This window comes from Candidatus Nitrosacidococcus tergens (genome assembly GCF_902810445.1).
Taxonomy (GTDB): domain Bacteria; phylum Pseudomonadota; class Gammaproteobacteria; order Nitrosococcales; family Nitrosococcaceae; genus Nitrosacidococcus; species Nitrosacidococcus tergens.
Genome location: NZ_LR778175.1, coordinates 835,819 through 861,818, shown reverse-complemented (window position 1 = coordinate 861,818; position 26,000 = coordinate 835,819). Strand labels below are relative to the sequence as shown.

The 26,000-nt window shown below is 35.7% G+C and carries 25 protein-coding genes; 4 read left to right on the top strand and 21 right to left on the bottom strand.

Annotation, left to right across the window (positions count from 1 at the left end; all coding sequences use genetic code 11):
• Positions 1 to 56: 56 nt before the first annotated feature.
• The 21 genes from NSCAC_RS04190 to apbC form a co-directional block, all read right to left on the bottom strand.
• Entirely contained in the window at positions 57 to 1,310 is a 1,254-nt protein-coding gene (locus tag NSCAC_RS04190; protein WP_232085994.1) for a glycosyltransferase WbuB, read from the bottom strand.
• A gap of 43 nt (positions 1,311 to 1,353) precedes the next feature.
• Complete coding sequence (gmd, locus tag NSCAC_RS04185) at positions 1,354 to 2,475, bottom strand: GDP-mannose 4,6-dehydratase (protein ID WP_197745157.1); 1,122 nt, start codon at positions 2,473 to 2,475, stop codon at positions 1,354 to 1,356.
• 94 nt (positions 2,476 to 2,569) lie between these two features.
• Complete coding sequence (locus NSCAC_RS04180; RefSeq protein WP_197745156.1) at positions 2,570 to 3,736, bottom strand: glycosyltransferase; 1,167 nt, start codon at positions 3,734 to 3,736, stop codon at positions 2,570 to 2,572.
• Between the two features lie 57 nt (positions 3,737 to 3,793).
• Positions 3,794 to 3,985, bottom strand: coding sequence for an NAD-dependent epimerase/dehydratase family protein (locus NSCAC_RS04175; protein WP_197745155.1), 192 nt, complete (start codon positions 3,983 to 3,985; stop codon positions 3,794 to 3,796).
• 97 nt (positions 3,986 to 4,082) lie between these two features.
• Positions 4,083 to 6,500: a right-handed parallel beta-helix repeat-containing protein gene (locus tag NSCAC_RS04170; protein WP_197745154.1), complete on the bottom strand. Its 2,418-nt coding sequence runs from the start codon at positions 6,498 to 6,500 to the stop codon at positions 4,083 to 4,085.
• 124 nt (positions 6,501 to 6,624) lie between these two features.
• Positions 6,625 to 7,758 carry a glycosyltransferase family 4 protein gene (locus NSCAC_RS04165; RefSeq protein ID WP_197745153.1) on the bottom strand — a complete coding sequence of 378 codons (1,134 nt, stop codon included), beginning with the start codon at positions 7,756 to 7,758 and terminating at the stop codon, positions 6,625 to 6,627.
• A gap of 16 nt (positions 7,759 to 7,774) precedes the next feature.
• A complete protein-coding gene (locus tag NSCAC_RS04160; RefSeq protein WP_197745152.1) occupies positions 7,775 to 9,178 on the bottom strand; it encodes an oligosaccharide repeat unit polymerase in 1,404 nt (467 codons plus the stop codon).
• Complete coding sequence (locus NSCAC_RS04155; protein ID WP_197745151.1) at positions 9,175 to 10,116, bottom strand: sulfotransferase family protein; 942 nt, start codon at positions 10,114 to 10,116, stop codon at positions 9,175 to 9,177. Before NSCAC_RS04155 ends, NSCAC_RS04160 begins: the two co-directional genes overlap by 4 nt.
• Positions 10,117 to 10,119: 3 nt before the next feature.
• The gene (locus NSCAC_RS04150) at positions 10,120 to 11,445 is read right to left on the bottom strand and encodes a flippase (RefSeq protein ID WP_456298409.1); all 1,326 of its coding nucleotides are present in this window, start codon (positions 11,443 to 11,445) and stop codon (positions 10,120 to 10,122) included.
• A 304-nt stretch (positions 11,446 to 11,749) separates the two neighbouring features.
• A complete protein-coding gene (locus NSCAC_RS04145) occupies positions 11,750 to 11,899 on the bottom strand; it encodes a hypothetical protein (protein WP_197745149.1) in 150 nt (49 codons plus the stop codon).
• Between the two features lie 134 nt (positions 11,900 to 12,033).
• Positions 12,034 to 12,276 (bottom strand): nucleotidyltransferase domain-containing protein, encoded by a 243-nt coding sequence (locus tag NSCAC_RS04140; RefSeq protein ID WP_456298416.1) that lies wholly within the window; start codon positions 12,274 to 12,276, stop codon positions 12,034 to 12,036.
• A 48-nt stretch (positions 12,277 to 12,324) separates the two neighbouring features.
• Positions 12,325 to 12,747 carry a type VII toxin-antitoxin system HepT family RNase toxin gene (gene hepT, locus NSCAC_RS04135; RefSeq protein WP_197745147.1) on the bottom strand — a complete coding sequence of 141 codons (423 nt, stop codon included), beginning with the start codon at positions 12,745 to 12,747 and terminating at the stop codon, positions 12,325 to 12,327.
• Positions 12,747 to 13,169: a type VII toxin-antitoxin system MntA family adenylyltransferase antitoxin gene (gene mntA, locus NSCAC_RS04130; protein WP_197745146.1), complete on the bottom strand. Its 423-nt coding sequence runs from the start codon at positions 13,167 to 13,169 to the stop codon at positions 12,747 to 12,749. The genes hepT and mntA overlap by 1 nt, the downstream gene beginning before the upstream one ends.
• Before the next feature lie 15 nt (positions 13,170 to 13,184).
• Positions 13,185 to 14,534: an O-antigen ligase family protein gene (locus NSCAC_RS04125; protein ID WP_232085992.1), complete on the bottom strand. Its 1,350-nt coding sequence runs from the start codon at positions 14,532 to 14,534 to the stop codon at positions 13,185 to 13,187.
• Positions 14,504 to 14,692 (bottom strand): hypothetical protein, encoded by a 189-nt coding sequence (locus tag NSCAC_RS08815; RefSeq protein WP_232085991.1) that lies wholly within the window; start codon positions 14,690 to 14,692, stop codon positions 14,504 to 14,506. The genes NSCAC_RS04125 and NSCAC_RS08815 overlap by 31 nt, the downstream gene beginning before the upstream one ends.
• 16 nt (positions 14,693 to 14,708) lie before the next feature.
• Positions 14,709 to 15,191 (bottom strand): hypothetical protein, encoded by a 483-nt coding sequence (locus NSCAC_RS04120; RefSeq protein ID WP_197745145.1) that lies wholly within the window; start codon positions 15,189 to 15,191, stop codon positions 14,709 to 14,711.
• A 124-nt stretch (positions 15,192 to 15,315) separates the two neighbouring features.
• A complete protein-coding gene (locus NSCAC_RS04115) occupies positions 15,316 to 16,509 on the bottom strand; it encodes a tetratricopeptide repeat protein (protein ID WP_232085990.1) in 1,194 nt (397 codons plus the stop codon).
• A gap of 123 nt (positions 16,510 to 16,632) precedes the next feature.
• Positions 16,633 to 17,433, bottom strand: a complete 801-nt coding sequence (locus tag NSCAC_RS04110; RefSeq protein ID WP_197745143.1) for a J domain-containing protein — start codon at positions 17,431 to 17,433, stop codon at positions 16,633 to 16,635.
• Positions 17,434 to 17,453: 20 nt separating this feature from the next.
• Complete coding sequence (locus NSCAC_RS04105) at positions 17,454 to 19,754, bottom strand: GumC family protein (RefSeq protein ID WP_197745142.1); 2,301 nt, start codon at positions 19,752 to 19,754, stop codon at positions 17,454 to 17,456.
• Between the two features lie 126 nt (positions 19,755 to 19,880).
• Positions 19,881 to 20,684, bottom strand: coding sequence for a tyrosine-protein phosphatase (locus NSCAC_RS04100; RefSeq protein WP_197745141.1), 804 nt, complete (start codon positions 20,682 to 20,684; stop codon positions 19,881 to 19,883).
• A gap of 62 nt (positions 20,685 to 20,746) precedes the next feature.
• Positions 20,747 to 21,829 (bottom strand): iron-sulfur cluster carrier protein ApbC, encoded by a 1,083-nt coding sequence (apbC, locus tag NSCAC_RS04095; RefSeq protein WP_197745140.1) that lies wholly within the window; start codon positions 21,827 to 21,829, stop codon positions 20,747 to 20,749.
• Positions 21,830 to 21,971: 142 nt separating this feature from the next.
• On the opposite strand from apbC, the gene NSCAC_RS04090 reads away from it, so the two are divergent.
• From NSCAC_RS04090 to rsxB, 4 genes are all read left to right on the top strand, one after another.
• Positions 21,972 to 22,691: an ion transporter gene (locus NSCAC_RS04090; RefSeq protein ID WP_197745139.1), complete on the top strand. Its 720-nt coding sequence runs from the start codon at positions 21,972 to 21,974 to the stop codon at positions 22,689 to 22,691.
• 61 nt (positions 22,692 to 22,752) lie between these two features.
• Positions 22,753 to 24,891, top strand: a complete 2,139-nt coding sequence (metG, locus tag NSCAC_RS04085; RefSeq protein WP_197745138.1) for a methionine--tRNA ligase — start codon at positions 22,753 to 22,755, stop codon at positions 24,889 to 24,891.
• Complete coding sequence (rsxA, locus tag NSCAC_RS04080; RefSeq protein WP_197745137.1) at positions 24,892 to 25,476, top strand: electron transport complex subunit RsxA; 585 nt, start codon at positions 24,892 to 24,894, stop codon at positions 25,474 to 25,476. It begins immediately after the preceding gene.
• Positions 25,476 to 26,000, top strand: coding sequence for an electron transport complex subunit RsxB (gene rsxB / locus NSCAC_RS04075; RefSeq protein ID WP_197745136.1), 525 nt, complete (start codon positions 25,476 to 25,478; stop codon positions 25,998 to 26,000). Before rsxA ends, rsxB begins: the two co-directional genes overlap by 1 nt.

The following is a 26,000-nucleotide window of genomic DNA, read 5'->3' as shown; positions in this document are numbered from 1 at the left end:
CGCCTAAGTTTGAAATAAATTTAAAGTAAAGTAAATAACTATTATAATAACGACTCTCAAAAACTGAGATTCTTTTCTAAATTGACCAGCACTTGCTCATAACCTAAATAATTGACTGCATAATCTCTCGCTGTCGATCCTAATTTTAATTGTAATTGGGGATCTTTAGCTAATTTCTGAATTGTTGTTATTAACCCTTTTGTATCTCCTGGAGCTACTAATTTTCCGCAAAAAGAAACAACTTTTCCAACTTGAGTTTCGGACAATGCGGTAGCAATAATAGGTCGACCACTAGCCAACATTCCTGTGAGTTTAGAAGGCATCACTAAATCTGCTGCATCTGCTTGTTGGGGCAGTATATGAATATCGGCAAGGTTTAACCAATCATTAAGCCTTTCTGTAGGCTGTAAAGGAAGCCATAGAATATTAAGTAATCCCTTACTTTGTTTCTCTAACCGAGAACGGGCTGATCCTGTACCTGCGAGAATGAATAATATCTCTGGGTAATTTTGAAGCTTACAAGCTGCTTCAATTAAGATCTCTAACCCCTGTTTTTCCCCCATCGTGCCAGAATAAAGCATAATAATTTTATCTGGACTAATATTTAATTCTTTCCGATAAGGGCTAGGATAAGATAGGGGATAAATTTTTTGGGCATCTACCCAATTAGGAAATAATATACAACGCTCCTTAGATATGCCCTTGTCATAGAGACGATCTACCATCTTCTCGGAAATGGTAGATACCCGATCAAAACTTCGTAAGCTACGCGTTTCAAAAAATTCAGCAGCTTTTCGCAACCCATTATATTGGAGTAACTTCAGCCCAACTGCAGCATCCAGCTCAAAGTCCTGAATATGAAGCCAAGCTTTAGCCCTAGAAAATTTAGCTGTTACCCAAGCAACAGGAGCACAAAATAAAGTAGGAGCAACTAAAAAAACAATATTAGGCTGCCAGAAAATTTGGCTAAACATAATGGTGATGCTAGTGAACATAAAACTAGCAAGATGAATTAATCGCTTAATTCCAGAAGGGCTACGGGGTACCCATAATGGACAACGCCATACTTTGATTTTATTACCTTGAGGAGATAAAAAATCCTCTTTATAATAACGCCAAGCTAAATAACCAGCATGTACATGCCAATCTGGATAATAAGGGGGGGCTGTCACTACCCTGACTTCATAACCATGATCTGCTAGCCATGAAGCCATTTCTCCCGTGTATTTTCCCGTACCTATAAGTTCTGGAAGAAAATTAATGCCATAAAGTAGAATTCGCATAAACCCATATAAGATGGTTAAAAACAAGAGGAAAAAGCTAGTTTAACTAGTCTAATTAAAAGAAAAACAACTACTCAAAATAGTTAAAAGTACGATACCCCTCTTGGCGACAAAGATTATCCCGTTGAGCAACTTTTAAATCTTCCATCACCATTTCTTCTACCAAAGTACCGAAAGAAATTTTTGGTTCCCATCCTAGTTTTTTCCTTGCTTTACTCGCATCTCCAAGCAAAGTTTCCACCTCAGTAGGGCGAAAATAACGGGAATCAACCTGCACAAGGGTATGCCCAGCTTTAATAGTATCTAGCTCTTGGGCCTTACCAGAAATCGACTCTACTATCCCTACTTCATCTACTCCATGGTTTTGCCAAGTCACTGTAATCCCTAAAATACTTGCCGCCTGGGTAATAAAATCTCGCACTGAATGCTGTAATCCAGTAGCAATTACATAATCTTCAGGCGATTCTTGCTGTAACATTAACCATTGAGCTATCACATAGTCTTGGGCATGACCCCAATCCCGTTTTGCTTCAAGGTTGCCCACATAAAGACAGTTCTGTAGCCCAAGGACAATTCGCGCTAATCCTCTTGTGATTTTACGGGTAATAAAAGTTTCCCCTCGTACCGGGGATTCATGGTTAAATAAAATCCCATTACAAGCATACATACCATAGGCTTCCCGATAGTTTACCGTAATCCAATAAGCATATAACTTTGCTGCTCCATAGGGAGAGCGAGGGTAAAAAGGTGTGGATTCATTTTGGGGAATAGCCTGTACTTTCCCATACAATTCAGAAGTGGAAGCTTGATAAAATCTAGTTTTTTGCTCTAATCCTAAGATTCGAATAGCCTCTAAAATTCGCAGCGTACCCAAGGCATCAGAATTTGCAGTATATTCCGGAGTTTCAAAAGAAACGGCCACATGACTTTGTGCCGCTAAATTATAAATTTCATCAGGCTGTGCTTCTTGGATAATACGAATGAGATTAGTCGCATCCGTTAAGTCCCCATAATGAAGCATAAACCGTCTTTTAGATTCATGAGGATCTTGATAGAGATGATCAATTCGATCCGTATTAAAAAGCGAAGCCCGTCGCTTAATCCCATGGACTTCATAACCTTTTTTGAGCAACAATTCAGCCAAATACATCCCATCTTGACCAGTAATACCGGTAAGTAGTGCTTTTTTCATTTTTTGCTTTAAACTAACTATATCTATATTAAACAGCTCTGAAATATAGTGCGATATTAATAAAAACTACTAGATATTTTCTTCTGTACTAGAGTTATTTATTATACTTTGAAGCCAAACTATATGCTTTTATGTGTTGCTCTGCACAAACTTCAAGAGCGGCATGCTCTTGAATGAAATGGCGACCTCGACTACCCATTTCATTTCTTATTTTTTCATCAAGTAAGTTATCTAAAGTATATTTAGCGATTAATTTTGGATCTTGATCCTGCACTAGATATCCTGTACAACCATGCATAATTAGCTCTCCAATTGATCCAACATCGAAGCTTACAATAGGTAGTTTCAGTGCCATTGCCTCTTCCATCGCAGTTGGTATTCCTTCTGAACGAGATGTCATCCAAAATATATCCATGGCTTGTACTAGCTCATGCACTCTTCCAGCTGGGTCTAAAAAAATTAAATCCTGGCCTATTTTTAGCCCGAGGTTATTTGCAAGTATTTCTAGACTCTTTGCATAATTTTTGTGATTGTTATGTATAGTACCTAAGATCAAAAAACACGTATTATGAACTTTAGCTTTCATTTGAGCAGCAGCATGAATAAAATTATCATGTCCTTTTACTAAATTTATATTCCCTACTGTACCAATGACTAGAATTGAAGTATCTATACCAAGTTCTTGGCGTACTTGATTTCTGGTAGATATTTTAGGAGAGAAATCAGTTAAATTAACTGGAGGAAAAAAATTGACTAAACGATCTGGTCTTTTTGTAACTCCTGGATGTTTATTAGCTACTTTTTGCCCCGTACACATGATTACGTCTGCATAATGCATCAGTAATGGCTTTATAGCATATCGTAAAATTACTGGTGTATGAATATCAAGAATTTGCCAAACAACTGGGACACCTACCCTATGTGCCGCAATCGCACCATGAGGGTTAATTAATCCATTAATTTGGACAATATCTATTTTTAATCGCTGAATAATTTCACTAATCTCTCGTATTTCAGCAGAAAATTGAGTGAAAAACTGAAAATGAGTACCAATGTTTAGAGTCGCTCTTGCCCTGTGTAGGGGAATCAATACTACCTGAATACCCGCATCTTTCAATTTCTCAGCAGCATTTCCATGCTCCTCTGGTAATAACACAGTTGTTTGAATACCCTTTTTTTGTAAAAAAGGTATAAGTCGCATATTACTATTATGAGGACCACCAAAAACTGGATAATGGATAATACTAAGGATATGGGTCATGAATCAGTGGTCTCACCAGAGAGTGTTTTATTTATACCTGAAAATGCTGATACAAGATCAGATTTCTCCATTATTTATTATGTCAACTTGCTTAAAATCAGCTAAACTAGGTTGCCAACCTGTTGGCGAGGAGCGTTTTAAATTATCTAAGACATGTAGGTCACAAGATTTTGAAAGTAATAATGAGGTTAAGTTAACGCCAATAAACCCACGTCCACCTGTAATAAGTACTGTTTTAGTTGGTAACATAATTAATTTAATATTATATTATTGTCATTAGCTTACTATGTATATCTTAGAGTTCAAGAACTCGTACCTGTATTTATAGCTTTAACATAAAGAGAGCTTATTTAATGATATTATTTTCTTGAATCGAAATACTATCTTTCAAATTTAATATTGGTAATTCACTTTCTTTAATATTTTTTAATAGTTCTTTGCTCTTCAAGTAAAATATATTTTCTCTAAGCACAGATGCTTGAGATCTCATATCAGAATTATAAGTTTTAGGTATATTTTTTACTATATTTTGTTCAATAATATTACCTAGTAATGAATATCCTTTATTTTTTATTGAACCCACAGGGGACCCACGCAACCCCACAGTAATCCCCTCTTTACTAGTAGTATCTATTTGATTATTCCATACTTTGTTTCCTACAGAAATAGGAAAAGCTATACCCCCTACCCTAGTACGAAAATCATCAACAGCTATGCTTATTCCGATTTTTGAATTTATTACCTTATTATTATGTACCTCATTAAAGTAACTTACTCCTATCCCAGAGTTGTATCCTGCTCTATGTAAATTACCAAATGGATAAGAGAGATCATCTTGTTTGGGATTCAATTTAAATTCAGAGGGTTTTCTACCTAATTCGCCATAAAGAAGAATACCCTCACGTTTAGTATCAGATAGTTCATTTCCAGCAATTATATTATCTGCTCCGGTAATCCATAACTGTATCCCGGATAGAGAATCAGAGATCTTATTATTTAAAATCAAATTGCGATATACTGCTTCAGAGATTACGATAATGGAGTTTTCATCAGGATTTACTACCCATGGCTTAGATAGATGTAAAGTGCGATCTTCTAATGATAATACTTGCCTAATCTGCCCCTGCCCTCTTCCAGAAACTACAATAATAAAATACCCACTAGGCAGTGTTCCTCTTTTCTCTTTATTGTTTAAGGCCTGCCAGTCAACTTCTTTATCAGGTAATACAATGAAATTATTACCTACCTTTGCAGGAGTTCCATAGTAAGGATGGCTTAATGAGCTCTCTATCAAAATTGCTTCTCCTCTGTCTTGCTCAGTGCCTTTAGGAGGATGAAAATGAGCTCCTTTATTATTAGCAATATAATTTTCATATACGGAGCCATATTGAGTACTCATATAGATTGCCCTAACACCAGATAAATTTTCTACTTGTGTGGGCAAATAAGTATTTCCTTCAATAATACAGTGTTTTACTATTCCTTCACGAGTATAAATAACACCTTCTGATAATCCTGTAACTTGATTATTAACAATAGCACTATCGGAAATATGCTCTAAAAATATAGCTGCACCATTCCCATACAACGTGCTATCTTTAATTTCAAGCCCATGTACATATCTTGCTAGTATTGCTTCTAATGATAGCTCTACACCTTTTTTACTAAGATGGCTAATTTTAATTTCTGATAATTTAATATTGTGCAATGGGTTTTTTACTGTACCCGAAATGGATATCCCTATTTGTGTACTCTTGTTACCAATTAAAGCAAGATTAGAAAGACCACTATTAGATCCAGCCACTAAAATAGCTGTCTTTGCCACAGAGCCTATGTTATATAATTCTATAGGAGACTGTTCAATACCTTTAGAAAAAGGTAATCCTTCGCCCACTAACCCTTTTATGGAGTGTAAATCTTTAACAATCTTTAAGATTGTTTTCTCTTTTCCAGCACCAACAAGCTGAATGTTCTCAGGAATAAATAAAGTTTTACCTAACTCATAAGCTCCTGCTGCTAAATGTATTTCTGTTTTATCTTTTGTATGAGAAAGTTGCGAGATAGTATTAAGCAGATCTGCAATATTAGAAACTTGTATTTTATTAATTACTTCATTTACTGCTGGATTAACTTCTATTACTAAAGGATCACTCCAACCTCTTTGTACCTTGCTAGCAGTTGCTACTCGTATTTGCCATTGTCCAGAGGTTATATCATTGGGCCATTTAAAAGTAAGGGCATATTGATTTTGCACACTAGCATTAATCCATTTACTTATTTCTGGATGATCAGTAGATTGCAAATATACTGCCGGATGAGAATTTTCAAGATAAGCTAAATTTCTGCCAAATAATCTAACCTTTTCATTTGGCTTAGGTATAGCTGGGTAATTCCACCATAGTTCGGGCGCATTTATAAAAACAGGTATACTCCAACAGTTATCCTTACCTATGCGTAAGGAATAAATGTCTTTTTTTATCGAATTAGGTAGGGTAACTAAAATGTGTGTTTTATCTACCCATTGGGTTTTTCCAGAAAAGTGAGCATTATCGCTTCCTTCAAAATTTATTTCAGAATCTAAAGGGAATAAATCCCCAATAAATAGAAGACTTTGATCTGGATTAGCAGTATGCGTCCAAGAACTAATTATAGGAATAGCGTTTTCAGAACAGGACTCAGCAGCAATCGTTTGATAAGCAGTAAAAAATAAAGTCTGGAATAGTAGAAAACTCTTTACTGTAAGAATGTCTATTAATTTTTTCATGACTACCGATAACCTCTTGTTATATTCATCAAATATATAATTCTTGAGAATAAATTTAGATTATATTTATTAATAATAAAGAGGGTTTCTAGCTTATTAGCTTATAAAAAAGATTACAAAATGATCACCTTAAGTCTGGTCTACTCATTAACTGATAAACAATTTTCTCAAAATTTTCTGCCCATCGCTCTAGAGTATGATCTGCTATTTTTTCTGCAGACGCTTTACTCATTTTTTTACAAAGCTTTGGATTGTTTACAAGATGAAGCATCCGATCAGCTAACGTTTCACTATCTTCTGGAGGCACAATATAACCATTAATTCCTTCTTCTATCCGATCGTGAATTTCTCCAGCAGCACTAGTACTAATGATAGGTAAAGCACAGGCCATCGCTTCGTCTACTACTAGCCCATAAGGATCACCTAAAGTGGGAAAAATAAAGATATCAGCAAGGGCATAATATTGGGGTAATTCTTTTTGTTGCTTAAACCCAGTAAAAATTACATTTTTAATATTTCTATCTTGACAAACTTGTTTAAGAACTGATTCTTCAGAACCATCGCCTACTAAAAGTAGGCTTACTGACACATTACTTTGTTGTTGCACTTTAGCAAATGCTTCTAATAAGTAATTTATTCCTTTACCCCACCATAGACGACCTACATAGATAAAAGTACATCCCTTTAAATTTAACTGCGTGCGTATCTCATCTCGATTTAAAAGTACTTTTTCTTGCCCTAAAGTATAATGTCTAACATTAATAACATGAATCAGAGTAAAAATTTTAGAAGAAGATGCTCCATAACGCATAGCATAGGATTTACCATTTTCCCCCGGACTAATTACTGCATCAACTAATGGGAAAATAATATGCTTTATCTTTTCTTTCCACCACCGTCGTTTTATCCAACGATCCCAGGTGATTTCACATATAAATACAGTTTTTACTCCCTTTAAATATGCAATTAACCAACTTATTAAAACTACAGGCTCTGAATACAAACTGATTAATATATCTATCTTATTAGTAAGTAATTGCATTGGTGGAAAGTGAAATTTCTTTCCAAAAAGACTAATTGCTGGTAAATAGCGATAATTAAATTTCCAGGTTGCTTCATCAATTGCCCAGCTTCTATCAGGTACTACACGATCGTTAAACCAAACTTCAAAATCTAAATTACTACGATCAGAAAGGGTATTAAACCTCTCTATCATATAAGGGGCAGGGATATTGTTCCAATAGATGATTTTAGTCATAAATAATTATACTTAGTTATTTAATATTTAAAGTAACACGAATACTACATAAGTATATAAATAGTACTATTGAGGATAAATATGCTATTGCAGGTAATAACGCCCCTCTTAATAAAAAAATTTGATAACCAGCATAAATCGGAACAAATATTAAGACTATTTTCGGGCTAAGGTTTTTTGTAGAAAATTGATACACATAATTCCAATAATCTAATGCTTGTACAAAAATACCATAGCCAATAAAACCTATAACTACGAATATCCATCCTCCATCAACGTAAAATTCCATCCATAAAGGAGCTGATAAATTAGTATATTTATACCCGACCTGCTCAGCAATAAATTCGCCTGTTGGTTTACCTTTATTGATCCATATAGATCTTGGTACCCAAAATAAAAAAGCACTACTTATTTGCTTACCTAGCTGATAGCTGGTGTTATCTATAACAACAACAGAATCCACAAGTAGTTGATATGCATCAAAATCACCTTTAGATATAAGAGTATCTATTACTGATTTTTGCTCAATACGCTCCTTTAGAGATACATCTAAAGTATTGCGAAAAAGATCTGAAAAAGGAAAAACAAGTACTAATGTTACAATTAATCCAAAAACAATATACAACCCATATTGACGCTGCCATGGAAGAATGAAAAAAAAACTCAACAATATAGTACCTATCATTAATCTTGGTGTAGATATAGGGTTATTTAATATAAGTACAAACCCAAACAGAATAATAGCTAATAATTTCCATTTTAAACTTATTTTTTTTCTATTTTTAATATAAGTAACCCAAACTACTAATGTGGCTATTAAAATAACATAAGTAGGTGTTCTTGCTAATTTATTCATTAGTGCTATTTTTGGAGCAATAGTCCCTGTTGTAGATTGATCTTGCAAATATTGGGTAGACTCTATTCTAGTTACAAATAGATTTGCTATACCACCTAACTTGTGCTGAAAATATATTGCTAAAATTATGGCTACAATAGCGAGTAGTCCTACTGTATTTAGTTGAATAGGTTTTTTTAGAATAGTAGGTGCTATAGTAGTTACAAATTTTTTTGGTAAAACACGATTTCCAATTTCAAATGAAAATATACTAGTTAGTATAATCATTCCTGCCTTAAATAATACAGCATCTTCGTAATACCCAGGCCAAGGAAATGTGTTTGTTGAGATTTGGAGAAATGGACAAATCCCTAAAAAAACATATATAAATACCCAAAAAGTAGTTGCTACTATCTCTTGTCTACCTATAGCAGAAATATATGCTAATCTATAGCCGCTATAACTAATACAAATAAAAATAGGAATTAGAGAAATTGAAAAATGCTTCTCGTACTGGTTAGTAAGTAACAATACCGGTAAAGCTAATAGAAATAACCAAGCTAGAAAAAATATTTGCGCTCTCACTTTGTTTTATTTTCCAGCCATTTATCTAATCTCCATCCTAGTAAATCTTGGAGAAGTAAAATTTCATCTCTAAATTCACATTGTAAGTATTGGTGAAATTCAGGGCGTAGAGGTAACCTTCCTCCTTTTATAATAATAAATTTATCTACCATTCTAAGTAATCCTGTTCCTGTTTCTACTCCTCTACCGGTTAGTTTTTTTAGTCTTCGTAAATTATATAAAGGCGTATAAAAATACCTTTTAATTGCTCTTAATGAAATAGCTAACCTTGGCCATTTATACCCCCGATTTTCATTAATCAGAGGGAATTCAACACGATTATCATCAGGCAAATTTAAAAATCTAAGGAGCTTTTGATATTCTTTATTTGTATCTGAGATAAAATCATCAAATAAGATGAAATGAATCTGATTACGCGGAAAAATATCTAAAAGTACCTTTACTTGGGATCCAATTTGGCAAACTTTTTTATATAAAAGAAGGCTAGAACTATAGCTACTATATTTCGGAAGTTTTCTACCCTGTTCCCGATCTGTCTGTATTGACCATGCATATTCAAAATCCAGTACAGATTCGATTCCTCCATAAACCATTTCGCTATGCCAAGCATGAGCCATATTTATAGGGTTTCTAAGCATAACAATAATTCTAGCTTCAGGGTTAAAGCTTCGAATTTTAGGGAGTGCTTCTTTAGAGTATAGATAGTGTACTGATCCTTCACCTATATATGTGTGATTAGAGTTTGCCGCAGCAAATAGAGATAAGTATTCCTCTTCACTTTGAAAGAGCGGTTTAAATATATCTTTTGAAAAAAAGCCAGGCTCCTTAGGATTGCTTAGGTAAATATTTGGGTGAGTACGAAGATATTCACTCATTGCCGTTGTTCCTGACTTAGGAGCACCCACTATAAAAAAATTAGGTTTACGTATATTTTTCATAAGCTATGAAATTTTTCCTATAACATGTGATACAAGCCCTAGGTTTTTTTGTACTTTAATAGTAAGTATTAAATTACAGATAACTATACTTATTCCTGTGGCTATTGCTGCTCCTGTTATATCCCAGAAAGGAATAAATAAAGCATTTAATAGAATATTCACTAAGGCACCTGTTGCCATTCCCTTAGCTGCATCTTTCTCATGACCTGTCATATTTAGAATTGCTCTAGATAAACCCATGCCTGCATTCATAGCTTGTGCAATACTTAAAATAATTAAGCAATTTGCTCCAGAGGTAAACTCTGATCCAAAAGCAATTGATAGAATAGATTGAGCGAATATACTTATAATTAGTGCAGTAGGTATTGAAAATAACAATATAACCCTAGTACTCATAGTAATTACTTTTTGTAGACGAGATAAATCACCACTGACATAGAGTCGTGATAGTATTGGCTGAATTACCATAGTAATAATAGTTAAGGAAAAAGTGACTAGTTCAGCTCCACGAACCGTTGCTTGGTAGATTCCAGCTGATTTACTACCAGAAATAAATGCAAGCATTAATACATCTGTTTGGGTATTAATTAAATATACTCCTCCAAGAAAGAATAAAGGTAGCATAGATTTTATCCAAGATCTGACTTGGTATTGTGGTCGTACCTGTTTCACCTCTTTAGGTATTTTTTGAAAAAAGAGATAAGTACCTATTAAAAAGGAAATTGTAGTTGCTACAACCCGCAAGGCAATTGCTTCTACTGAAGTAAAGTTAATTCCTATCAGATACCAAATAATCACTAAAATAAGAAAAATTATTGGCATAATAAAACTTTCTGGAAGCTGACCAAGAATGACATGGCTTAGCCCTCCTAGTCCAGCAGATCGCAACGTATTTAAAGGACTTATAGCCAATAGAGCCACTACCCACCATAAGATGGGTCCATGCATAAGTTCGAAATGAGTATCAAATGTTTGTACTACAAATACTACAATAGCTCCTATAGTTAAGGTAAGGATAAGTATTATAAAGTTTGCCCATAGCAATAACCCTCGCATAAATGCCCATTTTTTCTGTATTCGATAAGAGGCAAATAGTCGAATAATAAGAGTTGGTAATCCTATAGTTGAGGGTACACCAAGAAGCAATATGGATGCCATAACTGAAGCATATACCCCATAACCGCTCGCTCCTAACAAACGTGCGAGTAGCATACTGGTAATTAGCATTAAAGATTTAGATGCTACATATAATGCAAAACTACCTATTGCCCCCCATGCGAGCTCACGTTTTAGTGGTGATCCCCCTAAGAAACTTCTCCAATTGAACACTGTTTGTTATTTAGTATTAATTTGATTGTTGTAAGCTAATTACCTACTTACTTAGCTCGATTCCACAATGAAGTACATGGAATTTTGCTTTTGTCACAGCGATGAGCATACTTTTTGGTGATGTAAGTATTTTCATGGTTTTTTACTTTTATTTGTTAAGTTTAGTACTTGATAGATAAATTTTTACTTGATTAAAAGTACCAAATAATATAGGTACATAGCCGTAGATTTTATCATAGAGATTTAATAAATTATCAACCTCATATTCATGCACAATAATATTTCGTAGTTCTTTAATTTCAACCTATTGTCGAGCTGAATCTATAATTTTAAGTTTTTCCATAAAATTTAATACATCCAAAAATCTTTGCATGTCTGCAAATTCAGCAGCAATAATTGCTCGAAAAATACTTCGAGTTAAAATATCAGTCATCCGAGCAAAACGAGCTGCCAATACTGCTTGGGTTTCTAAAAAATCTAATCAGTATTAGGATTGATTTTTCATAGTAATATCAAAGTACTGCAACATTTCTTTCGCTAATATTATAAGACTAGCAAGTAGATGATATTATTCTTCTAGAATACTATTCATAAAAGAAGAGCATTTTTCTTAATACTTTTTTGAAAGGCAGTTTCAGATGTGTTGGCATAATTTATTACTAAGTCGATTTTCTGCTCATCGGTGAGCTGATAGAGTTGGGTTTTTAATTTAAAGCGAATAGAAGAATCAGCCACTCTATTTACTTCTACCAGCAAATCAATGTCTCCTCCAAGCTGAGTGTCATCAGTTCTAGATCCAAGCAAATATACTTTTGTATTTGATCCAAACAGCTTTGACTACTTGCTTTATTGCACTTATTTCTTGAGATTTAAGCCGCACTAAGGTGGCTGTTTTTTTGCCTGTTTTAAAATAATTTGTGTAAATTTTAAAAAATCATTTAAGTTATTTTCAATAATATAATGAATTATTAATAGATTTAATTTCTCATATTGATGGACTGCAATATTGCGAAACCCTACCATTTTTTTCATTTGCTGGCATAGAGTTTCGTCAATAATTTCTGCTTGATACAGTAGCTCAAATCCATCTCTACTTTCTTGAGGTGTACCTAGACGATGTGCTCGTACTACATGCATTGCGAGGCTAATCGCTGCTTCACAGGCTCGTTGTAAATTTAGTACAATAGAATCCTGACGAGTAAAATTGGTTTCTAGCTCAGTTTCATCATCATGGTATTCTTCTTTAATTCTAGCTAAGCATCGCTCAATCATAGCTATTTTGTTTAGAAGCACATCATCCATTAATAAATGTTGCCTCGTTGATAAATATCAGTGAGTATTCCTGCTCGCTCCTCGTTAAGTCGTGCATAATCGACAAAAACTCGATCTTCAAAAAATTCCACATCCAGCAATTCAGAATCTGCAACAAATAACCGCTGTCCTTTGTTGATAATTTCCATGCAAAATACGGTAGAGACTGTTTTTAGATCTACTAAATCTACTTCTTGTTTGAATATTTCAATCAGCTCTTCTTGGAGCTTATAGCGATATAATTCCTCTAAGGGCTGGGATGCCAGTACGGCTAAATCAATATCGCTTTCTTTCCAAACATCTCCTGTTGCTTGGGAACCAAATACATATACTGACCATAGATCTGGAATGTTTTGTTTTAGATAATTGATGCCATCAGAAAATTTTATTTGCAGATGCTGTATATCAAGCATAGAAATGCTCACTATCTAGTCAAACGGATTAGCTAAATTCTCTTTAGGAATTTCCTTAGGTTTAGGTGGGTAGTAAGGCAAAGAAGCGGTAGGCTTATTTTTTTTACTACGGATTTGTTGCTGCTCTAAGGGATAGAAGAATACCCCGAGTAAAAACGCAAAGAAAATAGCATTCGCTGGAATATGAAGATTAAAATCTACCAAAGTGTGGAACAATAATAATAATGTCCCAATCCCTGCTCCAATTTGGATAAAATAAAAAATTGATTCTTGTTCCCAACGCCAAACTTTGATCCATCTCCGACCATATACAAAAAGACTAGCTACAATCAAAATGGCAGCAGGTAGCCCCCCTACTAAAATCCATTCTAAATAGTCATTATGAGCTCGATGCACATAACCTGCTGTAAAATCAATAGGCTGAAATCGTTGAAATACTTCAGCAAAGCTTCCAGCACCACTCCCAAGAGGGAAAAATTCATTAATGGCTTGTAAGGTGCCAGAATAAATTAGCCCACGACCTTTTTCCATATTTTCATCTATCGCTGCAAAACGATTAAAAATAGGTGTAAGACCAATCTCGAAGGCAAAAATTAGGCTAGAAAAGATAATAAAACCAGCCGTGCCATAAAGTTTTTTTAAGTCTATTTTTCGGATAAAAACAAAAAAACTTAAAATTAGTCCAAGCATTACCAACATAATGCCAGTGCGAGATCGGGTGAAAATTGTACCTAATAGGATAATAATAGCGATTGTGAAGAAAAGTAAGAAATAATTACCTTGGTTATTACTCCAGCGTAAGAGAAGCTGATGCCAGCTTCCTCTATCTTTATTTGATGTAATATTAGGATTTTTTTTAATCACAGCTATTAATATGGATAAGACAATGGGCAGGACCATTTCTAATAAGCCTGCCAAGTGATTACGGTTTACATAAGTGCCAACGGCACTATCTCTGTAATACTCATTGCCTAGCCTGAAAAGGTTCTCTGATCCTTCGCCATACTGAATTAATCCAAGAATGGCTTCAAAAGAAGCAATCCCTAAGAATAAATAGGTTAGTTTTTTCAGTTGCTGGCTCGTCATATATCGAGTGGAAATGAAAACTGCAATAGGTGGAAGTAGTGCAAGCCAAGCAAGTTCTGTTGCACTCGGAATAAGGGCTATAGAGTGCCAGCGGTTAGAAATATCATCTTGATTTAAAGTTTGGGTAATATTATCAGCATAGAACGCTCTTCCCGGAAAAAGTTTTGAAAGTATTTCTATGGGTAGTGGAATCAGTTGAATTAAAGGAATAAGAGCTATCCCTATGAGGATAGCTCTTTCAGAAAAGGTTATCTTTTGTTTTTTTTTTGCCCTAAACAAGCCAGGGTAAGTAACGCCAGAGCCATCAATTCAAGAGTCATGAGAGGTAATGGCTGGATTCCCGCACGAAACAAAGGAGCAAACAAAATAACTGTTCCTAAAAGGAACCACAAAATATTATCCCCCTCTGATCTGGGATAAATAGTCCTAGCATTCATCAACTATTATACCTTCTTAGGCGCTTCCATCAGGGCTGCTAGGGGTAAATGGGTGATGTCCATGGTAAACAACATTATTACCCCGCCCATTTATGATAGGGCTATTATTAAAAGATACGTTATTAAAGTTAAACGTTTGATTATAATATATATTTATATAGTTGTTAATGATAGTAGTATTGAAACTAGAATTAAAGGAGTTACCCGAACCAGCGAATTGAAAGTTAGATCCACTACCTTGATTTACAAAAGAGGGATTACCTGTAAACATGCTGCTCACACTTGTTGTGCCACCTGAAAAACTTTGCAAGACTGAAGCATTTCTCATTCCTGCAGCTCCAGAAAAGTTCTGGGCGGATAGAGAAGAAAAAGATCCAGGCGTAAACGTACTTCCTTGACCGCTAGATTGGAAAAAACCCATATTTGAACGAGCATGGGCAGAAAAATGGATACCAATACCTAATGCTAGGATTAAGATAGTTTGGTTTTTTATATTCATAAAACACCCTTAATGGCAAGATTAAAATTTGAAGATGACTTATAAGTCCTTACAAGCCCATTGTGCCACTTTTTAGTGGCAAAACCAGTATGTATTTTACACTGATAATCATAATTTATTAATATTAATTAATATTTTCTTCTGCAACCTGCCTAATTATTAAGGAGTCAAACCAAATTGTTCCCTTAATCTTAAAATCGGCAGGTGCATGACCCAATAATTCTAAACGAAGTAGTTGAACCTCACAGGTTTTATCATCAGGCACATAAAAAGAGAAATTAAATAATTGCCATGAATTAGCACCTATAAACCGCTGACTTTCTCCAATTTGATTCCATTCAGGGGCAATACAGTACATTTTCCACTGCATTCCTTTAGTGGTTTCTAAATTATCTAATCTCACCTTTCCTTGCATTTCATAGCGCCCAGCAGTTAATAACATAGGCTGGGTGAAATGGCGAAATTGAACTCTTTTTCCTGAAAACGTAATACGCAATGCAGATCCACCATCTGCACCATAAGTAGCAGCTGTGCTAATTTTTACTCCTTTAGGTTGAAGAAAGCTCCAGTCAAATCCTCCTCCTGTGCTTTCCAAAGGAATTTCAAATCCCCCATTAAAAGGAGTGTTTATTGCTTTTTTTTCGTTTTTATTTAGGTCATTTAGCCAAATTTCATAAGCTGCTGTCCAATATCCTTCTTCCTGTAATCGAGTTACAAAAGCATTACGTTCTTCCTTCAGAGGTGACCCTGATTCACGCTTCATGTTATAAAGGCTATTTAAAATCTCAGGGCGAATTGTATTTTCTGTAGCGTAAATAAAGAAGTTAGGCCACCAATCTGGGGTATAGCGTACAATAGGTTCAAATACCTCTATAGTGTTAGGATTTTGAGCAATATTGAGTAAATAAGGGAAAATTTCTTTAGAAAGCCTCCGGTTCATTTGCAAGGCTACATTCCAGCTTTTTACTGCTAGTTCTGGTTGTTGTTGTCTTATCCAAAAACTAGCCGCTTCTAATCGTAGAGGCCATTGCCTTGGACTTAAATTTAGGGCAGTGTTAATAAGTTTTCGGGCAGAATAGGAATCCCCAGCTTTTTCTCGAAGTAACCCAAGCATAAGATAAGATCTAGAATCTACAGGATTTTGCCAAATTGATTTTTCTAGTAATTGTGCTGCTTTATTTGGATTACTTTCTAGTAACTGATCAGCTTGATTCCTGAGAGCAAGCGGATTTTTACTGCTCCAAGCTAGTGCTTTTTCTGGATCTTTATCTGCATAATATTCTCCTAGATTTACCGCTAGAATGTGCCAAGCAAGCATAGATCCTATACTTATTATTATTGATAACCTAGCCCAATATAGAAGCTGAAAACTAAATCTAGCTGTAATCATACCTAGTTAGAAATAAAGGTATTCTATAAATTTTTACTTTACATTTTATCTCTATTCTTTTATTTTTTCATTTTTTTCTGAAATATCTTCTTGGTTAATTGATTTAATTAAAGGTAATTCTAACTCCATTAGGTTTTTTCTTTCTTTTTCTTCAAGTTCAATTAATTTTTCTCGAAATAGATCTTTTTTTAGCAGTACTTTATTTTCCTGCTGGAAAGATATCGAGTTACTTTCTCTTCCTCTTTTTTCATACCAAGCAAGACCAATAAGAGCAAGGGTCAATCCAATACTACCCCACAGAATAATGTGAGGTAAATAGCGGATGCCTATTGGAAATCTCTGAATAAGATAGAGTAATACTCGACTTTCTTTTTCTTTATTTATGATAGGTTTATAAGGGTAGCTTTCTTTTTTTTCTGATTTATTATGGGATTGCTGATCATTTTTTGGGTCATTTTTTAATTGATGATAAGCATGATTGATTCGAGTCGCATATTTTTCTCCCCAGATTGTACGCTCTTTTGCCCTATCTGGATGATACACTAGCATAAGTAGATGGTAATGCTTTTGCAGATCGGAGGCAGAAGCAGGTCCATTAAATCCTAAAATTCGATAAAGATTCTGCTCTTGGTTTAAACAAGCCTGCTCAATGTAAAAAAGTGCTGCTTTTTGGAGTGCTTCTGAACCAGCAGTTTTACGAGAATCCAGTTGAATTTTCTTATTTGCCCCCAAACGCAGCACATCAATGAAAGGATCGGGTAAAGGAGCTTTTTTTAGTTGATCCTGATATTGAAGTGGGTTTTGATAAACTGCAGACAATAAATCAGCAATAGTGTGCCGTTTTTTAGGCATTTAAAATAAGATTGAATTAATTATTTAATTTCTTCGGGTTTATGGTGATCGGAAGATAAATAATCATAGGCCTCATCTGTTCCATAGGAGTAATGATAACCACTGTAATCATAGCTATAACCATAACCATGATATTTACTATCAAATTTATCCAAAATACCTCCAATGACTTTACTTTTTCCAGCCTTTAGTCGTTTCAATGCTCCTTGAGCAAAGGCTTTTCGTGTTTGCCCTGCAGCAACAACAAATAAAGTAGCTTCTACTAAATTACCTATGATTAATGCATCCGCTAACCCTAATACTGGAGGACTGTCTATAATAATATGATCAAATTTTTCTTGAGCAATAGAGAGTAAGGATATCATTTTAGCACTTCCTAATAATTCTGCAGGATCAGGAGGCAGAGGACCTGAGCTAATCATAAAAAGATTAGGTACAATAGTTCCTTGACTAATCTCTGCTGGACTAGCATTTCCAGCTAAATAATTAGTAAGTCCCACACTATTATCCATTTCAAAAATACGATGTAGTGAAGGATTACGTAAATCCCCATCAATGATCAGTGTTTTTTGTCCTGCTTGAGCAAATTGAATAGCAAGGCTTACCGCTGAAGTGCTTTTTCCTTCTCCTTGACTAGTACTGGTAATTTGTAATTTCTTAGGTGCCCCGGTAGAGGTTGCAAATTGCAATGCAGTACGTAAAGATCGATAAGCTTCTGCTAAAGCCGATCGTTTATCCAATACATTAATCAGTGCAGGAGATTGTTCATCAGGAAGCTCTTTAGTGCTAATTAAAGGAATAATACCTAGAGTATGTAATCCAAGTGTTTTTTCTATGTCTTCTGAGCGTTTTAATGTGTCATCTAAATGTTCAAATAAAAACGCTAAACCAAGACCACCAAAAAGACCAAGGAACATAGCAAGTAAGGTATTTAAAGTGATTTTAGGTTTATAAGGATCAATAGGGATTTTAGGAGGATCTACCACAGAGATATTATTTGATCCGATTCCACCAGAAACGCCTACCTCTTTGTATCGCTGAAGGAGTCCTTCATAAAGTTGGCGGCTGGTATCCGCTTCCCGTTTCAGCACTTGGTATTGAATATTTCTCCGGGCTAAATCTTTAATTTCTGCTTTGATTTCTTGGGATTTCTCTTCTAAGGTTTGCTCTAGTACAATGGCTTCTTCCCGATCGGCAGTAATTGCTGATTTTATATCCTGGACACTCTCTTGAATTTGTTCCTTTAATTTATCAGCCTGTTTTCGTAACTGCACCATTTTAGGATAATCTGGCTTATAGATATTAAGATTTTCCGCATATTCATTTTCAATTTTTGCCAGGCTTTCCTGTAAATCTCTAATCATTGGATCTTGTAAAATACGAGACAAACCCTTATCACTGGTTTTTAGCATCTGCTGGTAAGTAGCTTCCGTTCTTGCTCGTGATTCTCGAGCAAGCGCAAGAGATAGGGTAATCTTCTGCAGCTCATTAGCTGCTTGGGATTGGTTTTCTCCCACATCAATAATTTCGTGACTATTACCGTATTCAACTAACTTTTCTTCCGCTTCTTCTAATCGAGCTTTAATTTGTAGTAACCGATCTTTTAAAAAATCTCGAGCATAAGCACTAGCCTCATAACGTCGCTCTAAATTAGTATTAATAAAAGCTTGAGAAAGAGCACTCACCACTTGAGTCGAGAGTTTTGGATCAGGACTATCATAGTAAACTCCCACTAACCTAGAATTTTTCACTGGAGCAATAGTGAATCCTTCTTGAAACTCTGTGATTAATTTTTCGATGGCTAAATCTTCATCTTCTTCCTCATCTGCATCTTCTGCTTTTCCTAGGTTTTTTATAAATCCTTTTAATTTCCCAATGAAAGAAGGTTCTTTTTTAGCAAATAGTGGGTGATCAGCAAGTTCAAGTTCTTGAAATACTCGTTTTGTCAAACTATAGCTTTTTAAAAGTCCATATTGGGTTTGATAGAAGTCATCACGAGAAGCGGCCGATTCGGTGGGCAGTACATCATGATAATCAGTAATATTCTGTCCCTCTGGATCAATAAGCAAGGTAACTCCTGATCGATAAATGGGGGTCATGAGAAAACTTGCCGTCATACCAATAATAGTAACCACTAGGAAGAAAACAAATATGGTCCATTTACGGCGGACTAAAATATGCCAAAGTTCGGAGAGATGGATTTCATCTTCGTCTCCTTGTGGGTGTATTCTTTCATGGGAAAGTGCAAAAGAAGAAAGATCTCGCTCAGTGATGAAACTTCCTGAATTAGAAATAGGCTGGGAATGTTCCTCGTGATTCATTTAAATTATTTTTAGAATAACCATAAAAAATTGCTGCTTAACTCTAACTGATCTATCACATTAAGTTAAGTATAGATAAGTTAAAATTTAAAAAACGCTAGGGATGAATAAAGTATTGGAAAAATATTATCCAGAGCTTAGCCATGAAAATAAGCCTTTCTTTTTTATTTTTGTAGAACTTCTTCCTAACAAGGCTGGAATTTTAGGAATCGAATCGGGAGATTGATTATTGAGAATAGCTTGGGGACGATCCTCTACTAAATATCTTGCTTCTTGATCACCCACCCATTTTTCAGCAGCGAGCATCCCTTCTCCTAATAATGGGGGGCGTTTTTTTACCCCATGGGAATCGGTAGCCAAAATATGAACTAATCCATCATCTAACATTTTCTCTCCCCAGTACTGAGCACTACGACCAAATCTCCCTGTCAAGCTCCCTGCAGTGATTTGAATCCAAGATCCCTTAAGTGCTAAATCCTTAAATACTGAATAATGATCCCCTATCCAAGTGAGGCGTTCTGGATGGGTAATCACTGGCACATAGCCATGAGTAGCTACGTTAAACGCTAGATCAGCAAACCCAGGGGGGTGTACATGATGAGGTGGTTCAAAAAGAAAATAACGAGACTCATTCAAAGTAGGTACTTTCTTATCTTGCAATTTTTGCCTTAAATCAGGCGTAATTTGTATGTCTGCTCCAAGCACTAATTTCAGTTCAATGCCAGCAACTATTAGCTGTTGCTGTAGTTTTTCTATCGCCTCTTTAATTCCCTCTACCGTGTTATCGTAAAGGCCAGGGTAAATATGGGGGGTACACGCAGTGATGGTAATACCATCTCCAGTTGCTACCCGAGCCATAGCTAAGGCAGTCTCTAAGTCAGATGCACCGTCATCAATTTCAGGTAAGATATGGCAATGTAAATCAATCATTTTTTCTATACCAAGCTAAATTAGCTTAGCATAAGTGATTTACAAGAATATGAAAATACTTATTAATTATCTTCAATAGATATTTGCGGTGCTTGAGTCCGAGAATCTTTATTTCTTAGAGAAAGCTGAGCCGTTATCCGCCATGCCACTTCCTTAAATGTTTGTGCAATTCTTCCTTCTGGATCAGTGACTACGCTGGGGTAGCCGTTATCAGCATCTTCTCTAATTCGCTTATCTAAAGGGAGCTCTCCTAATAAAGGTACATTATATTGAGCCGCCATCTGTGCTCCACCACCCTCACTAAAAATAGCCTCTTCATGATCACATTGACTACAAATATGAAGACTCATATTTTCTATAATACCTAAAACAGGGATATTGACCTTTTCAAACATTTTAAGTCCTTTGCGTGCATCTAATAATGCAATATCTTGCGGAGTAGTAACAATCACTGCCCCGCTGACAGGTACTTTTTGGGCCAGGGTAAGCTGAATATCCCCAGTACCTGGTGGGAGATCAACAATAAGATAGTCAATGCCTCGCCAATTGGTATCTTGTAGCATCTGCTGTAATGCGGAAGTCACCATAGGTCCACGCCAAATCATGGGATCTTCTTCATTGATTAGAAATCCAATAGACATGATTTGGATATCATAACTAACTACCGGATTCATAGATTTACCATCTACCACATGGGGGCGTTGTTGAATCCCTAGCATTCTTGGTTGACTTGGACCGTAAATATCCGCATCCAACATCCCTACACTGGCTCCTTCAGCAGAAAGAGCAAGAGCAAGATTGGCAGCTACGGTAGATTTTCCTACCCCTCCCTTACCAGAAGCAACTGCAATAATATTTTTTATATCAGGGAATGGTTTACCCTGTTGTACTTGGTGCGCTGCAATATCCCAAGTAATCATGGTGTCAATTTTATAACCTAGGGATAGCGGAATCAGCTTTTCTCTGATTGCTTGCTCTAAAATAGGAGTATATCCTTTTGCTGGAAAACCAAGTTTAATTTTTACCGTAATTTTTTGCGATTCAATTAGAATATCTTCAACAGCTCCTGCGGAAATTAAATCTTGATTAAGATAGGGATCTTGATAACTTTTTAGGGCAATTTCAATTTGGGCTTGGGTTATCATAATAAACTGTATTCTTTATATTTAGATTAAAAACAAATATATCTAGTAAAGTGAGACAAAAAATTAAAAAGTATTTGAAATACATCTTTCATAGAGATAAATTATTCCTAAACACTCCGTTAGGTTTTAAATTAGTGTAGTCATGAGATCCCAACTGCGTAATATCATAGAAGATCATACCTCAAAAGGAGGAAGAATTTTTGATTCCATCATTCAATTTCTTATTTTTTCCTCACTCCTTGCCTATGCTATAAATACTTTGCCCAATAATACACCTGAGACAAAGTATCTTCTCAGAAAAATTGAAACCATTTCAGTAATCATTTTTACTATAGAGTATGTCTTGAGAATCTATGTAGCTAAAAAACCAATCAGATATATCTTTAGTTTTTATGGCATTATAGATTTGCTTGCGATCTTACCTTTCTTTATAAGTAATTCTACTCATCTACTCTCTCTAAGAGCTTTTAGGGCTCTGAGGATTTTTAGAGCATTTAAGCTAGTTCGCTACAATAAAGCATTAAATCGATTTTCTATAGCCTACAGATTAGTGAGGGAGGAGATGATTCTCTTCCTTACAGTAGCTGGTATTTTCTTGTTTCTTGCTTCTGCTGGTATTTATTATTTTGAGAACCCAATACAACCTAAAGTATTTGCCTCTATTTTTCATAGTGCTTGGTGGGCAATAGTCACCTTAACAACGGTAGGTTATGGAGATATTTACCCTATTACTATTGGCGGAAGAGTTTTTACTTTTTTTATTCTACTCATTGGGGTAGGTATTGTAACCATCCCTGCAGGATTAGTAGCTAGTGCTTTAACTGAAGCACGGAAAATAGAGGCAAAGATACAAAGAAATTGAACAAAAGCAAAAAGCACTCAACCCTGAGAAAAATTCAAAAATTTAAATTGGTAAATTTAATATGTCCCGTAAAATACTAGTCACTAGTGCACTGCCCTATGCTAATGGCTCTATTCATTTAGGTCACTTAGTTGAATATATCCAAACTGATATTTGGGTTCGATTCCAACGAATGCGGGGACATCAATGTTATTATATTTGTGCCGATGATGCCCATGGAACCCCGATTATGCTACGAGCACAAAATGAAGGAATAACGCCAGAAGCACTTATTCGTCGTTATAGTGCAGAGCACCAAGCAGATTTTGCTGAATTTGCCATTAGCTTTGATACCTACGCTAGTACCCATTGCCCTGAAAATAAAGCCCTCTCTGAGCAAATTTATTTAAGTAATCGAGATAGAGGTCACATTACGACACGCATTATTAAACAAGCTTATGACGAGGAAAAACAGCTCTTTCTTCCTGATCGGTTTATTCGAGGGACTTGTCCTCGCTGTCATGCCCCTGATCAATATGGAGATAGCTGTGAAATATGTGGCGCTACTTACTCTCCAACCGATCTTATTGATCCTAAATCTGTAGTTTCTGGAACGACCCCAGTTACCCGAGAATCCGAACATTATTTTTTTAAGCTCAGTCACTTTGAGTCTTTCTTGAAAACATGGATTGAAGAGAATAAAAATTTTCAACCAGAAGCAGTTAATAAACTTAATGAGTGGTTTAAAGCAGGGTTAGAAGACTGGGATATTTCTCGAGATGCACCTTATTTTGGTTTTGCTATTCCTGATACGGTAAGAAAATACTTTTATGTATGGCTAGATGCTCCTATTGGTTACTTAGCAAGCCTCAAACAGCTCTGCGATCGGCAAGAACTTAGTTTTGACTCTTTTATGGTATCAGAGAGCAGAGCAGAGCTATATCACTTTATTGGTAAAGATATTTTATATTTCCATGCTCTATTCTGGCCTGCCATACTCCATGGGGCGGGATTTCGCCTACCTACCGGTATTTTTGCCCATGGGTTTTTAACGATTAATGGTAAAAAGATGTCTAAATCCAGAGGCACCTTTATTACAGCTCGAACCTACCTACACCATCTAAATCCAGAATACTTACGTTATTATTTTGCCTCTAAACTCAATAGTAGCATCGAAGATTTAGATTTAAATTTTGACGATTTTATTGCTAAAGTAAACGCTGATTTAGTAGGGAAAGTAGTCAACATTGCAAGCCGTTGTGCTGGGTTCATTAATAAACACTTTGATCATCAGCTCTCTGATCGTTTACCTGATGAATCTCTATTTAAAAAATTTGCTGCAATTGAAGAAAAAATAGCACAACTCTACGAGGCTCGAGAATATAATGGTGCTATGCGAGAAATTATGACACTTGCAGATAAAGCAAACCGCTATATTGATGAAAATCAGCCTTGGGTGCTCATTAAAGATACAGATAGGGCTAAAGAGGTGCAAGGAATTTGCACTCTAGGGCTTAATTTATTCCGCCAGATCGTGATTTATCTAACTCCTGTATTACCTACCACAGTTAAAAAAGCAAGAAACTTCCTAAATATTCCACCTCTAGTTTGGGATGATATCTATACTCCGCTACTGAATCATACTATCCATGATTTTGAGCCCTTAATGGTACGCATTGATCAGGCTAAAATTGATGCGATTATGGCAGATACTCAAGAGCATTATAAATTACATTATCGCCTTACCCATCGAACTCATACAGCTACCCAAAGCACTTCTATTGAAACTACACGTCATGAAAGTATTGCTGTTCAAAAACCTATTGAATCGCTTTCTACACTTAACTCCTCCAAAGATAAAAATACAGTGACTGAGATTGATCATCCAATTAGCGAAGTGATTTCTTATGAGGATTTTGCAAAAATCGATCTTCGAGTTGCTAAAATTATCAATGCTACCTATGTAGAGGGCGCTGAAAAACTCTTACGCTTAGAATTAGACTTGGCTGGAGAAAAACGGCAAGTATTTGCAGGCATTAAATCGGCTTATACTCCAGAGGAGCTTATTGGACGATTGACGGTGATGGTGGCTAATTTAGCTCCCCGAAAAATGCGTTTTGGTACTTCAGAGGGTATGGTACTCGCCGCTGGTCCTGGGGGAAAAGATATTTTTCTATTAACCCCTGATAAGGGATCAGCCCCTGGAATGCGAGTAAAATAAATGGATCACTCCTATGGTTTTATATTAATCAGTACTATTTTTGTTAATAATTTTGTACTGAGTAGGTTTTTAGGGTTATGCCCTTTTATGGGCGTATCTCGAAAACTAGAAACTGCCTTAGGGATGGGATTGGCCACTACTTTTGTTCTGACCTTATCTGCCATGAGTAGCTATTTAGTAGATATTTATTTACTGCAACCTTTAAATATTGAATATTTACGTACCCTCACTTTTATCTTTGTCATTGCCTTTGTAGTGCAATTTACTGAAATTTCAATAAAAAGATTTAGCCCTCTTTTATATCGAACTTTAGGGATATTCTTACCCTTAATTACTACAAATTGTGCGGTATTAGGGGTTGCCTTACTGAATGTGCAAGAAAGCCATGGATTAGTAGAATCCGGAGTATATGGTTTTGGAGCAGCCACAGGATTTTCCTTAGTACTTATGTTATTTGCTGCTATGCGAGAAAGAATCGCTGCAAGTGCTGTTCCTATTCCCTTTCAAGGATCTCCCATAGGACTTATTACCGCAGGGATTATGTCTATGGCATTTATGGGATTTACTGGCTTAGCCAAAGGATAATGCTGCTTGGGATTTTAGCACTATCCCTGTTAGCTCTTTTGTGCGGTTTTGTACTTGGCTATGTGCATAGCCACCTTGATCCAAAAGAGGATTTTGTAGTTACCCAAATTGAATCCTTACTGCCTCAAATCCAATGCGCTCAATGTGGCTACCCAGGGTGCCGTCCTTACGCTCAAGCTATTGCTCAAGGAGAGGCAGAGATTAATCTTTGCCCTCCAGGCGGAGAAACTACAATTAAAGCCTTAGCCCAATTACTCGATCAAGAAGTTAAACCTCTAGATCCAAATTTAGAGCAAAAACCTAAATCCTTAGCAGTGATCAACCCTAATCAATGTATTGGCTGTACTTTATGTATCCAAGCCTGCCCAGTAGATGCCATTATTGGTGCCCCAAGGTATCTTCATGTGGTGATTCCAGAGGAATGTACGGGTTGCGAACTCTGTATTGCTCCTTGCCCAGTAGACTGTATTGAAATGATTTCTTTAGAAAATAATCGTCAAAATATTTTTAGAGGAAGGTTTTAA

Coding starts and splice junctions, on each gene's coding strand:
- apbC (WP_197745140.1), bottom strand. CDS start 21,829: ATGATAACCCAAGCCCAAATTGAAATTGCCCTAAAAAGTTATCAAGAT.
- NSCAC_RS04165 (WP_197745153.1), bottom strand. CDS start 7,758: ATGACTAAAATCATCTATTGGAACAATATCCCTGCCCCTTATATGATA.
- metG (WP_197745138.1), top strand. CDS start 22,753: ATGTCCCGTAAAATACTAGTCACTAGTGCACTGCCCTATGCTAATGGC.
- hepT (WP_197745147.1), bottom strand. CDS start 12,747: ATGGATGATGTGCTTCTAAACAAAATAGCTATGATTGAGCGATGCTTA.
- NSCAC_RS04100 (WP_197745141.1), bottom strand. CDS start 20,684: ATGATTGATTTACATTGCCATATCTTACCTGAAATTGATGACGGTGCA.
- gmd (WP_197745157.1), bottom strand. CDS start 2,475: ATGAAAAAAGCACTACTTACCGGTATTACTGGTCAAGATGGGATGTAT.
- NSCAC_RS04180 (WP_197745156.1), bottom strand. CDS start 3,736: ATGACCCATATCCTTAGTATTATCCATTATCCAGTTTTTGGTGGTCCT.
- NSCAC_RS04155 (WP_197745151.1), bottom strand. CDS start 10,116: ATGAAAAATATACGTAAACCTAATTTTTTTATAGTGGGTGCTCCTAAG.
- NSCAC_RS04090 (WP_197745139.1), top strand. CDS start 21,972: ATGAGATCCCAACTGCGTAATATCATAGAAGATCATACCTCAAAAGGA.
- NSCAC_RS08815 (WP_232085991.1), bottom strand. CDS start 14,692: ATGAATGCTAGGACTATTTATCCCAGATCAGAGGGGGATAATATTTTG.
- rsxB (WP_197745136.1), top strand. CDS start 25,476: ATGCTGCTTGGGATTTTAGCACTATCCCTGTTAGCTCTTTTGTGCGGT.
- NSCAC_RS04170 (WP_197745154.1), bottom strand. CDS start 6,500: ATGAAAAAATTAATAGACATTCTTACAGTAAAGAGTTTTCTACTATTC.
- NSCAC_RS04120 (WP_197745145.1), bottom strand. CDS start 15,191: ATGAATATAAAAAACCAAACTATCTTAATCCTAGCATTAGGTATTGGT.
- NSCAC_RS04175 (WP_197745155.1), bottom strand. CDS start 3,985: ATGTTACCAACTAAAACAGTACTTATTACAGGTGGACGTGGGTTTATT.
- NSCAC_RS04115 (WP_232085990.1), bottom strand. CDS start 16,509: ATGCTTGCTTGGCACATTCTAGCGGTAAATCTAGGAGAATATTATGCA.
- mntA (WP_197745146.1), bottom strand. CDS start 13,169: ATGCTTGATATACAGCATCTGCAAATAAAATTTTCTGATGGCATCAAT.
- NSCAC_RS04105 (WP_197745142.1), bottom strand. CDS start 19,754: ATGAATCACGAGGAACATTCCCAGCCTATTTCTAATTCAGGAAGTTTC.
- rsxA (WP_197745137.1), top strand. CDS start 24,892: ATGGATCACTCCTATGGTTTTATATTAATCAGTACTATTTTTGTTAAT.
- NSCAC_RS04110 (WP_197745143.1), bottom strand. CDS start 17,433: ATGCCTAAAAAACGGCACACTATTGCTGATTTATTGTCTGCAGTTTAT.